Origin of the sequence: Candidatus Methanoprimaticola sp. MG2 (genome assembly GCF_047501175.1) — an archaeon.
Lineage (GTDB): Archaea > Thermoplasmatota > Thermoplasmata > Methanomassiliicoccales > Methanomethylophilaceae > Methanoprimaticola.
Map to the genome: position 1 here is coordinate 1 of NZ_JBEQWH010000018.1, position 10,252 is coordinate 10,252.

Genomic DNA, 10,252 nt, shown 5'->3' on the forward strand with positions numbered 1-10,252 from the left:
ACCGTTTCAAATCCACGAGGATGTCTATATGACACCAGAATTAGGAAACACACTATAAAATATCAGATCAAAGCGAAGATCACAGCACCCAGTATCCCGCTGATGAGTGCGGTGGAACAGTTGTTGGTGTATTTGGATATGTATCCGGGGTTCTCCAGTACAGCGCCGAACACGCTGTCCAGAATGTTCCCTAGGACACCCATCGCGAACGGGAGGAGTAGCATGGGGCTCAGGGATCCGGTTATCACGAACCATCCCAGGATCGCCACGAGGAGTGCCGCGATGGTGGACACGCCGGTACCGAGTGCGGATATCCCTCCGTTGATTCCCGGCTCCACACGTTTGAAGGTGGTGATCATGTATGTCTTCTTGTCGCGCACCCCGATCTCGCTCGCGATGGTATCCGCTCCGGCCACCGTGATGGTCGATATGAACATGACCGTGAACATCTCCGGGGTGAGGATTCCCAGTGCTTCGAGTGCGACGGCGATGCACGGTGGCATCCCGACGCCGAGGACGTTCTTCCACGTCCTCTCGCCGAACTGTCCTTCCTGGAGCCCTTCCGCCTTCTTCTTATCGAATCCTCTCATCGTCGCGAAGAATCCGGCTATCGTGAAGACCGTGAGAAGGAAGAATGCATTGATCGAGGAGAACACGCCGACGAATGCACCGACCGCGAACGATGCGACGGCACCGTCACGCGTCAGGCAGCGGAGCTTGTATGCCTCGACCGAGAGGGCGGCCGACAGCAGGATGGCTGCGACGACCAGATACATATGCTCCATGGACGCCTATCTACAACCGTGGTTAAATCAGTTGGCTTCGGATATCTGGCACTTCACAATGATTCCAGCATCTCGGTGGCGTATTTGATGCAGAGGGACTTGTCCTCGAGGGGGAAGAACATGACCTTTCCCTGGCTGTACAGGGTGACCTCCATCCCGTTCCATTGGAATACGACCATCATGTCGTCTATGGATGTTATGGGACATCCCTGCTCTTCGAAGTGTTTCGCCGCCGCCTCCATGTCCAGATCCATCTCGTCGGCCGATATGGCCATGAGGGATTTCCCTCCGCAGAGGCGGGCGGTCGTGAATTTCATACCAGTCCCCCCAGGGTCCTGGCGGCAGCGGTCTTGAACGATTCCAGGTCGGAATCGTTGCAGATCATGACGTCGGCAAGGGCGAGGACCTCCGCCAGGCCCCATCCCATCTCCCGCCTGTCACGCGCAGCGAACTCGTCGAGGTCTGCGGGGGCATCATCCCTCGCGCGCCTGACGAGGCGTTCGAACCTCTGCCTGGGGGATGCGAAGATCCCCAATATGACGATCTCCTCCCCCTGTGCCCGGTACGCGTCGACCTCGTCCATGCTCCTGCATCCATCGACGAGGAATATGTCGCCGTCCATCCTCGCGACGGCGCGTTTGGCCCATATGTCCCTGCCGTGTTCCTCCCTCTCGGAGTTGGCGAACTGCCCGACGGGGATGCCGCGTCCGGGACAGCCGGCTTTGACATGTTCCTCCCTCACGAGGTCCCCCATGCGGAGGAACGGCAGCCCCATCCCTCTGGCGACCGAGAGGAGCTCCTCCTTGCCCGCACCGGGCATGCCTGCGACAAGGATTATGCGCATCGGATCACAACAGGTTGTCGGATATGTTGGTCAGCAGCCTGTCGCAGTAGCAGCACCTGAGCTGGGGAGGGTGTCTCCCGATCACGGTGAACTCCGGGGTGATGGGCTCCCCCCTGTTCGTGATGCAGTTGGGGTTGCTGCACTTGGCCAGGCCGACCACGTGGTCCTCGAGGTGGACCTGATACTTCTCCGCGACGTAGTAGTCGCGGATGATCGCTATCGTAGCATCGGGCGCGATGAGTGCGATCTTGTCGACGGTCTTGGAGTCCAGTTCGCGGTCCTCGATCTTTATGATGTCCTTCCACTTGTCGCCCTTGGCGGAGATGACGTGCATCCCTATGCTCACGGACGAGTCTATGTTGTTCTCGTTGACCTTGAGGATCTTCATGACGTTCAAGGCCTGACCGCAGGCTATGTGGTCGATGACTGTGCCGTTCCTGATCGGAGGGAGCTTGACCTCCTTTATGGGTGTCTCGGTCATTCTATCTTACCTCCGAGTATGGAGCAGAGAAGGGCCATCCTCACGGGAACGCCGTTGAACGCCTGCCTGAAGTATCTCGCATGTGCGGTCTCATCGACCTCCGGCGCGATCTCCCCCACCCTGGGCAGGGGGTGCATGACGATCATGTCGCTCTTAGCCTCCCTCAGTATGGCATTGTCGATGCGGTAGGTCCCTGCCACCTTGTTGTACTCGGCAGGGTCCGGGAACCTCTCCCTCTGTATCCTCGTCACGTAGAGCACGTCCGCCTGGGATATGGCATCCTCGAGGTGTGCGGTCTTCACGGGGTTGCATCCCTTCTCCTTGAGATGGCTGACGGTGTCGTCGGGCATCTGGAGGGACTCGGGGGCGACGAGGGTGAGCTTTGCACCGAACATGGTCAGCGCATCCGCGAGGGAATGGACCGTCCTGCCGTATTTCAGGTCTCCGACAAGCACGATGTTCAGACCGTCGAGCGACCCCTTGGCCTCCCTCATGGTGAAGAGGTCCAGGAGTGTCTGGGTAGGGTGGGACCCTGCGCCGTCACCCGCGTTTATGACGGGGTTCACCGAGAACTTGGCGGCGAGCCTGGCGGCGCCCTCGTAGGGGTGACGCAGGACGATGAGGTCGCAGTAGGCATCGACCATCTTGATGGTGTCCGCCAGCGTCTCCCCTTTGGATATGGATGTCATCGACATCTCGGAGACGTCGATCACGTCGCACCCCAGCCTCAGGGCGGCGCTCTCGAAGGAGAGCTTGGTGCGTGTGGAGGGCTCGAAGAACAGATTACCCAGGATCTTTCCATCCAGAATACGTTTGGTCTTCTCGCCCAATGCGTAGGGAACCATTTCCTGGGACAGGTCCAGGATGCCCTCGATCTGGGCCTTGGTCAGGTCCCTGATGGATACAACGTCCTTGTCGAATAGATCCATGCCTTAGGCTATGGTACGTCACCGTATTAAGGTGTCGGGATTACGTCATTCCAGCGGTCATCCGCCGGTGAACGTGGCCACTATCGTGATGGTCCAGCCTATCGCGGTCAGCAGGATACCCATCATCCAACCGCTGACCATGTAGTAGTTCTGCATCCTGTAGCCAACGAAGAACATGATCACCGCGGACAGCCCCGAGGCGACCGCCAGTCCTGTGTGGATGTCCTCGAACACCAGTATCGGCAGTGCGACGGGCACTATCGTCAGGATCGTTATCACGAAGCAGCCGAGGGAGCTCATCATCATGCTGCGCTTGTCCCTCCTCAGGCCTTCCTCATCCTCGGTCCTGCAGTCTATGATCATCGAGCATATCCTGCGCTCGTCCTCGGGTGTGAGCGTGTCGAGGGCCGTGCCGCTGAAGGAGTCCATGAGGTACTCCACGGCCTTCTCTCTGTTCCCGTTGCTCTCCTTCCCGAGGTTGATTATCCTCAGATGGTTCGTCTTGTCGAAGCTGTCCACGATGTAGAATATGACCGCGTCTATGGCGCCCCATGTGGCGTTCATGCCCAGGATCATGAGGATCAGGTCGACCTTCCCGTCATACCCGAGCATCCCGATCCTCGCGGCCGTGACGAAGATCAGCTCCATTATGAAGCCGTAGAGGAGCTCCTGGATCGCCAGGCCGGGGCCTGTCATCCTGACGAGTCTCCTGGCTATCCTGTGGACCATGCCTCCCGAATGTAGTATTCCCATATACGGGTGTGCGTAAGGTTGATATCCCCCGCACCCGTGGCCCGTGACATGTTGGATGTCGTGGCCAGGTCCCAGAGGGGAAGGATCTGTGAGTATGCGAGAGAAAGGGACGGGCCGAGGTTGTCCACCCCCCTGGTCGTCTCGTCGGTCGAGGAGAGCGATGCATGCATCGTCGCGGGCGAGGGCGGCAGGGTACTGAGGATACTCGGGAAGGAGGTACCTCTGGAGAGCGGCCTTCTCAGTACCGCCAACTCGGGGAAGGATTCCGAGCCCGTTGTCAAGGACGGCATCGAGGTCGTGAGGCTCCCGCTCCCGGAGGACTTCAGGGTCGACGATTCCGCGGAGATCGTGGTGATCCCCAACGGGTTCGAACTGAGGCACGACCCCCGCCGTCTCGTGGACGCGGTCATCCGTGTGAGGGAGGCCGCGGGGTTCGGGCGTCTCGTCTGCATACTCGGCATAGCCGAGCCTTCCTCCGTCGCCCTCCTGTCGTACATGGGCGTGGACATGTTCGATGACTCGCTGAGCAGGGCCGCCGGCCTGAACGGCATGCGTCTCGTCCCGGAGGCGGAGATAAACACCGGCAAGGACGAGTCAGCATCCAACGTGGAGTCGCTGACGAGGGAGGTCGCGCTGGTGAGGGACTTCATCCGGGCCGATAGGCTCAGGGAGCTGTGCGACCAGAGGTCCGCATCCGTGCCCTCCGGAGTGGCCACCCTGAGGATATACGACAGGGTCGGATACGAATACGCGGAAGAGACCTGCTCGACCGTCGGATGCAGATTCTGCTGCAACACCGTACAGGCGCTCAGACGCCCCGAGGTGATGAGGTTCCAGAATGCGATCCAGAACTATCGCAAGCCTTCGTGCAAGAGGATCCTGGTCCTTCTCCCGTGCTCGGCCAAGAAGCCGTATCACATCTCGAAGTCGCACAGGGCGTTCGCATCCGCGATCCACACGGCGCAGCACGACACGCTCGTCCACGAGGTCATAGTCACGTCCCCGCTGGGCGCGGTCCCGAGGGAACTGGACATGTTCTTCCCCGCCAACGCATACGACATCCCCGTGACCGGGGAGTGGAAATGCGAGGAGAAGAGATTCATCCGCGAGCTCGTCGGAGGCATCATATCGCAGGGCTATGACAAGGTCATCTGCCATCTGGGCGATGACTACGAGCTCGTCGAGGGTCTCGCGGACATGGAATGCACGGTCGTCGGTGACCCCACCTCCCCCAGGTCGTTGGAGAACCTCGACAAGGCTCTGAGGACCGCGGCCAAGGACATGGACAAGGTCGGATATCTGGAGGAGAGGAACGATTACGTCCGCTGTGTGCTGCAGTTCCAGTTCGGTGCGGATGTCGCCGATGCGATAATGGACGCGGACACCTACGCCATCGGGAAGTTCCCATATTGGAAGATCATCCGCGAGAAGGACGGCAAGAAGGTCCAGCTCGGCATGATGACCCCGGAGAGGGGCATGGTGTCCCTGACGCTGGAGGGCGCCGAGATCGTCGCGGGGCTGGGTCACAACATCGTCGAGATCCAGGACTTCGAGATCAAGGGCAACCTCTTCGCCATCGGTGTCGTGAGTGCCGATCCCTCCATACGCATAGGGGATGAGGCGATCTTCGTCTGCAACGGGCAGGTCCGCGGGGTCGGGATGGCCGAGATGTGCGGAAGGGAGATGACGGACCTCAAGAGAGGCATCGCAGTAAAGACAAGGCACAAGGTCAAACTCTGAGGTTTTCGGGGTTTTTCGGGCAATAGCCAGACATCAAAAAACGTGGTCCCCCTTTCGGGGACCTCCCCTTCTTTTCTTTAAATACCTAGCCGTGAATGAAGATATTGAAGACTTAAGATGAAACCAATAGCTTGGTCTTCAGGGGTCGTCGGATGCGATTTTTATCCATCCATCCATCCTGTCCGCACCGACGACCCAAGTTCTCTCTTCATTCCGTGACGATCTTCTCGTCGATGGTCTCCTGGGCGTATCTCTTGGAGACCTTGCTCAGACCAACCCCGAGCACGAGTCCGAGAACTATCCCTATGATGCTCTGAACGATCATCGTCGTCCCGTCCAGTCCCATGCAGGCCTCGATGCCCACCGTTATGACCGATCCGACGGTGAGTCCGAGGATGACGAAGTACGTGGATTTCCTGTTGTTGGTTAGGAAATGGTCTATGACCTTGGCGAATGCCAGTGCTCCCACCAGCAGCCCTATGCCACCGGGGATGAGGACGGACATGTCGAAATCCTTCATGGCGCTCATCATCGGTCCGAACAGACCCACGGCCAGGAGTATGCTCGACCCGGAGATCCCGGGAGCGAGCTTCGACATCGCGAGGACGACACCGGCCAGTAGCCAGACTATGGGATTGTCCACGTTGTTCTCGGCACCTCCTCCGCTGAGTCCGATGGCCAGAAACACGAACATGATGACCATCCCTACGATGAGTGCGAGGACATTGTACTTCGTCACGGCGTTCCCGTCGTTCCCGAGCTCCATGACGTCGGGGATCTGTGTGAGGATGAGTGCCGCGAAGAAGAACATCATGGGGATCTCCCACATCTTCATCAGTGAATCCAGGCCTATCGCGCACACGAACAGTCCGATCAGTATGCCGATCCCCACAGGGATTATGAATCTGAGATCGTGCAGAAGCTTGCGACGTATGTCGGCGATGTCCGAGATGAGCCTCTCGTAGATCCCGAATATGACCGCGATGGTAGCACCGCTTGCCCCAGGAAGCATCGAGACGACACCGACCAGGGTGCCGACCAAGAGGTCTTTCACGGCCTTGAGTGTCATGCTCCCACATTAGGGGCGAATCGTATTTATCGGATTCCACGGGACATGTCAGCGCATCCGATCGGACCTCCTGTTCGCGTCGGTCCGTTTCATGGCCCATATGGGACAGGATAACGTTCGGATTCCGTCCATCCTGCCCCAACAATCATATCCGCGATGGGCTTAAGGCATCCCATATGGCAGACATCATGATCCGCAAGAGGAAGAGGATGAGAGACAAGGATGTCAAGGCTCTCGCCGAACAGATCGAGGACACGTGCGGGGTTCCCGTATTCGTCCCAGCGGACGGCGTCGACATGGCGGAGAGCTCCGACTACGGGCTCATATTCGTCAAGGGCGACATCCTCGGACTCGTGAAGGACGACAAGCCCTTCCTCACCATCAGAGGTGTCCTGAAGTACCGTCCCACCAAGCGCTACGTCACAGTGGACATGGGTGCCGTGGCGTTCGTGACCAACGGTGCGGACGTCATGGGCCCGGGTATAACCGAGGCCGATCCGGACATCGCAGAGGGGGACCTCGTCTGGATAAGGGACATGAAGAACGGTGCGCCGCTCGCCATTGGAGTCGCGCTCCGTTCGGGAGCGGACCTTGCCGCCAAGCAGTCCGGGAAGGCCGTAAAGACCATCCACTTCGTGGGCGACAGGCTCTGGAAGACCGGTGAGTGACTTGGCATCCAAGGTGATCCAGGACCCGGTCCACGGCACCATCGGGATAGACGGTGTCTTCCTGGACATCCTGGAACGCCCGGAGATGCAGAGGCTCAGGTCGGTCAGGCAGCTCGGACTGGGATGCCTTGTTTTCCCTGGGGCCAACCACACGAGGTTCGAGCACTGTCTCGGCACATACCATCTGGCAGGCAGGATGGCCGAGGCCATCGGTCTCAGCGGGAACGATTCCCGCGCGGTCCGCATGGCCGGTCTCCTCCACGACGTGTGCCATCCGCCGTTCTCCCATGCGCTGGAGGCGGTGATGGAGGGTGTGACCGGCATGGGCCATATGGACATGGCCCGTGCGTTGATCTTCGGCAATGTCCCGTATTTCCGCGACGAGGACTCGGACCTCTACGGCGGGATGGACACCATATCGGAGGTCATGGAGGCGGACGGGATATCCCCCGAGGAGGTCTGCGGGATAATATCGTCCCCCGAGTCCACGGGCGTCGAGGCCCTGGACCGGTTCTGGAACAAGCACGAGTACTTCCCCTCCAAGGACTACTCGCATCAGATCATCCACGGTCCGGTGGATGCCGACCAGATGGACTATCTCATGAGGGACGCCCATCACACCGGGGTGTGCCACGGCAGGATCGACTGCGACCGTCTCCTGAAGACCATGTCCGTGGTCAACGACAGGATCGTCCTGAGCCGTGGCGGCATAACCGCGGCCGAGGGCCTGATGGTGTCGCGCTCCCTGATGTACACCACGGTCTACTTCCACGAGACCACCCGCGTGGCGCAGAGGATGATAACGAAGGCCGTCGAGACGTCCGATGCCGACCTGACGGACCTGCATCTTCTGGGCGATGCCGATCTGGAGGCACGTCTGATAGCGTGCGGCGGGCGTTCCTCGCACGAGGTCCGCCGCGTGCGCGCCAGGATGTTGGACAAGAAGGCCCTGACGATATACAGCGAGCAGATGGACGACGGTCTTGCCGAGGTACTGATGAGGTATTCCGGACGCAGGGGCTCGGGCATGCTGGAGCGGGACATCGCCGATGCCGCCGGTCTGGACGAGATGGACGTCGTGGCGGAGGTCACGTCCAAGGAGAACCTCCAGGGGAAGATATCCATCGGAAAGACCGACGTGTCCATCACGGACGAGAACGGGAGGATACGCTCCCTGGCCAGGTATTCCCCGATAGCCAGGTCCCTGCAGTCCAGGGACCCGTACGGATGGGCGGTCGTCATCGCCTGTCCGAAGGACAGGGTGGAGGCTGTGGAAAGAGCCTCCATGAAGGTCCTGGGCCTCTGATCAGCCCTTTATCACGCCTATGGGCGTCAGCTTCGCGACCTTCGCGGTCAGTCCCGCGTCGCAGACGACACGGACGACCTGGTCGACGTCCTTGTACGCCTCGGGAGCCTCCTCCAGGCCCCCTTCGATGGTCCCGTTGCGGAGGTAGATGTCCCTCTCGGACATCTCGCGCATGACCCCGTCCACAGTGAGCGTGCTGACCGCCGCTTTCCTGGACATCTGTCTCCCGGCCCCGTGGCACGAGGACCCGAACGTCTGTTCCATGCTGCCCTTCCTTCCCGCGAGGACATAGGTCCCTACGCTCATGTCCCCGGGTATGATGACGGGCTGTCCGTGATCGCGGTACTTCATTGGGACCTCGGGCCTGCCCGGGGCGAACGCGCGTGTGGCGCCTTTCCTATGGACGAGGACGTTCTCGGCGTGCTTATCGACATCGTGCCTCTCCATCTTCGCGATGTTGTGCGCGACGTCGTACACCACGCCCATGCCCATCGACTCGGCCGAATCGCCCAGGATGTTCTCGAACGACTCCCTGACCCAGTGGGTGATCATCTGCCTGTTCGCCCAGGCGTAGTTGGCGCCGCAGCACATCGCCCTGTAGTAGTCCTCCCCGAGCCTGGAGTCCAGGGGGGCGCATGCAAGCTGCCTGTCGGGGAGGTCCACGGAGTGGGTCTTGACGTAGCGCTCCATCTCCTGGAGGTAGTCGGTGGCGATCTGATGCCCGCACCCGCGGGACCCGCAGTGGACCGTGACTGTCAAGGCCCCTTCCTTAAGGCCGTATGCCTTGGCGGTCTGCTCGTCGAACACGTTCTCGACCACGTCGAGCTCGAGGAAATGGTTCCCCGATCCGAGCGAGCCGAGCTGCGGAAGCCCCCTCTTGCGGGACTTGTCGCTGACCTTCGACGGGTCTGCATCCCTCATATGGCCGTGCTCCTCTGTGGAGTCGAGGTCCTCCTCCCACCCGTATCCGTTCTCCACGGCCCATTCGGAGCCGTTCATGAGGATCTCGTCGAGCTCCTTGTATCCGATCTTGGTGAGCCCCTTGGACCCGAGGCCGGACGGGACGTTCCTGTACAGCTCGTCGACCAGTGCGTTCTTCCTGTCGCCGAGGTCGTCCAGGGTCAGGTCGGTCTTGATGAGGCGCACCCCGCAGTTGATGTCGAAGCCGATGCCCCCGGGGGATATGGACCCGGAGTCCGCATCCACGGCGGCGACCCCGCCTATCGGGAATCCATATCCCCAGTGGATGTCCGGCATGGCCATGGAGCTCCCAACGATCCCTGGGAGGCATGCGACGTTGGCCGCCTGCTGAGGGGCGTTGTCCGCGCGGATGCTGGAGATCATGGCCTCGTTCGCATAGATGACCGCGTTGGTCCTCATCCCGGTGGATTCGTCCATGGGGATCTCCCACCGGTTGTCATCGATCCTGCTCAGCTTCCCCTCGTACGTCATTGACTCACTCTCCGATTGCGGTAAGGACAATCGCTTTATGATGATAAAAAACGAAAATGAGTGCGGACGCCGGGCCTCGTCACCCTGCATGTTCCAGATTGTTCTGGATTCATCACAGCACACACTTCCATGTTTTCTGGTTTGAGGACTGGAATCTCTCACACCATTATAGTCATTGCTTCAACAATGGCCGGGGGTGATCGCCTCGTTTTGTGAACGAATGAA

General features: G+C 60.0%; 11 protein-coding genes. 3 read left to right on the forward strand and 8 right to left on the reverse strand.

Going from position 1 to position 10,252, the window contains the following annotated elements; genetic code table 11:
- Positions 1-62 precede the first annotated feature (62 nt).
- From V5D86_RS09360 to V5D86_RS09385, 6 genes are read right to left on the reverse strand one after another with little or no spacing between them, the layout of a single operon-like run.
- The gene (locus V5D86_RS09360) at positions 63-785 is read right to left on the reverse strand and encodes a DUF92 domain-containing protein (RefSeq protein ID WP_414596420.1); all 723 of its coding nucleotides are present in this window, start codon (positions 783-785) and stop codon (positions 63-65) included.
- Between the two features lie 53 nt (positions 786-838).
- Entirely contained in the window at positions 839-1,102 is a 264-nt protein-coding gene (locus tag V5D86_RS09365; RefSeq protein WP_414596421.1) for a hypothetical protein, read from the reverse strand.
- Entirely contained in the window at positions 1,099-1,629 is a 531-nt protein-coding gene (locus tag V5D86_RS09370) for an AAA family ATPase (RefSeq protein ID WP_414596422.1), read from the reverse strand. The genes V5D86_RS09365 and V5D86_RS09370 overlap by 4 nt, the downstream gene beginning before the upstream one ends.
- A 4-nt stretch (positions 1,630-1,633) precedes the next feature.
- Positions 1,634-2,110 (reverse strand): aspartate carbamoyltransferase regulatory subunit, encoded by a 477-nt coding sequence (gene pyrI, locus V5D86_RS09375; RefSeq protein WP_414596423.1) that lies wholly within the window; start codon positions 2,108-2,110, stop codon positions 1,634-1,636.
- Positions 2,107-3,039, reverse strand: coding sequence for an aspartate carbamoyltransferase (gene pyrB / locus V5D86_RS09380; protein WP_414596424.1), 933 nt, complete (start codon positions 3,037-3,039; stop codon positions 2,107-2,109). Before pyrB ends, pyrI begins: the two co-directional genes overlap by 4 nt.
- 57 nt (positions 3,040-3,096) lie before the next feature.
- The gene (locus V5D86_RS09385) at positions 3,097-3,768 is read right to left on the reverse strand and encodes a hypothetical protein (protein WP_414596425.1); all 672 of its coding nucleotides are present in this window, start codon (positions 3,766-3,768) and stop codon (positions 3,097-3,099) included.
- A 72-nt stretch (positions 3,769-3,840) separates the two neighbouring features.
- On the opposite strand from V5D86_RS09385, the gene V5D86_RS09390 reads away from it, so the two are divergent.
- Positions 3,841-5,532 carry a DUF5591 domain-containing protein gene (locus V5D86_RS09390; protein WP_414596426.1) on the forward strand — a complete coding sequence of 564 codons (1,692 nt, stop codon included), beginning with the start codon at positions 3,841-3,843 and terminating at the stop codon, positions 5,530-5,532.
- Positions 5,533-5,740: 208 nt separating this feature from the next.
- Here the strand turns inward: V5D86_RS09390 and V5D86_RS09395 are convergent, their stop codons facing one another.
- A complete protein-coding gene (locus V5D86_RS09395; RefSeq protein WP_414596427.1) occupies positions 5,741-6,601 on the reverse strand; it encodes a DUF368 domain-containing protein in 861 nt (286 codons plus the stop codon).
- A 176-nt stretch (positions 6,602-6,777) separates the two neighbouring features.
- On the opposite strand from V5D86_RS09395, the gene V5D86_RS09400 reads away from it, so the two are divergent.
- Together V5D86_RS09400 and V5D86_RS09405 are read left to right on the forward strand one after the other, a co-directional pair.
- Positions 6,778-7,269, forward strand: coding sequence for a PUA domain-containing protein (locus tag V5D86_RS09400; protein ID WP_414596428.1), 492 nt, complete (start codon positions 6,778-6,780; stop codon positions 7,267-7,269).
- A complete protein-coding gene (locus V5D86_RS09405; RefSeq protein ID WP_414596429.1) occupies positions 7,262-8,575 on the forward strand; it encodes an HD domain-containing protein in 1,314 nt (437 codons plus the stop codon). Before V5D86_RS09400 ends, V5D86_RS09405 begins: the two co-directional genes overlap by 8 nt.
- On the opposite strand, the gene V5D86_RS09410 is transcribed toward V5D86_RS09405, so the two are convergent.
- The gene (locus tag V5D86_RS09410; RefSeq protein ID WP_414596430.1) at positions 8,576-10,027 is read right to left on the reverse strand and encodes an RtcB family protein; all 1,452 of its coding nucleotides are present in this window, start codon (positions 10,025-10,027) and stop codon (positions 8,576-8,578) included.
- Between the last annotated feature and the right edge of the window lie 225 nt (positions 10,028-10,252).

Bases quoted from the DNA above. Each gene is read 5' to 3' on its own strand.
- V5D86_RS09395 (WP_414596427.1), bottom strand. From the start codon at position 6,601: ATGACACTCAAGGCCGTGAAAGACCTCTTGGTCGGCACCCTGGTCGGT.
- V5D86_RS09385 (WP_414596425.1), bottom strand. From the start codon at position 3,768: ATGGTCCACAGGATAGCCAGGAGACTCGTCAGGATGACAGGCCCCGGC.
- V5D86_RS09410 (WP_414596430.1), bottom strand. From the start codon at position 10,027: ATGACGTACGAGGGGAAGCTGAGCAGGATCGATGACAACCGGTGGGAG.
- V5D86_RS09390 (WP_414596426.1), top strand. From the start codon at position 3,841: ATGTTGGATGTCGTGGCCAGGTCCCAGAGGGGAAGGATCTGTGAGTAT.
- V5D86_RS09400 (WP_414596428.1), top strand. From the start codon at position 6,778: ATGGCAGACATCATGATCCGCAAGAGGAAGAGGATGAGAGACAAGGAT.
- V5D86_RS09365 (WP_414596421.1), bottom strand. From the start codon at position 1,102: ATGAAATTCACGACCGCCCGCCTCTGCGGAGGGAAATCCCTCATGGCC.
- V5D86_RS09360 (WP_414596420.1), bottom strand. From the start codon at position 785: ATGGAGCATATGTATCTGGTCGTCGCAGCCATCCTGCTGTCGGCCGCC.
- V5D86_RS09370 (WP_414596422.1), bottom strand. From the start codon at position 1,629: ATGCGCATAATCCTTGTCGCAGGCATGCCCGGTGCGGGCAAGGAGGAG.
- pyrI (WP_414596423.1), bottom strand. From the start codon at position 2,110: ATGACCGAGACACCCATAAAGGAGGTCAAGCTCCCTCCGATCAGGAAC.
- pyrB (WP_414596424.1), bottom strand. From the start codon at position 3,039: ATGGATCTATTCGACAAGGACGTTGTATCCATCAGGGACCTGACCAAG.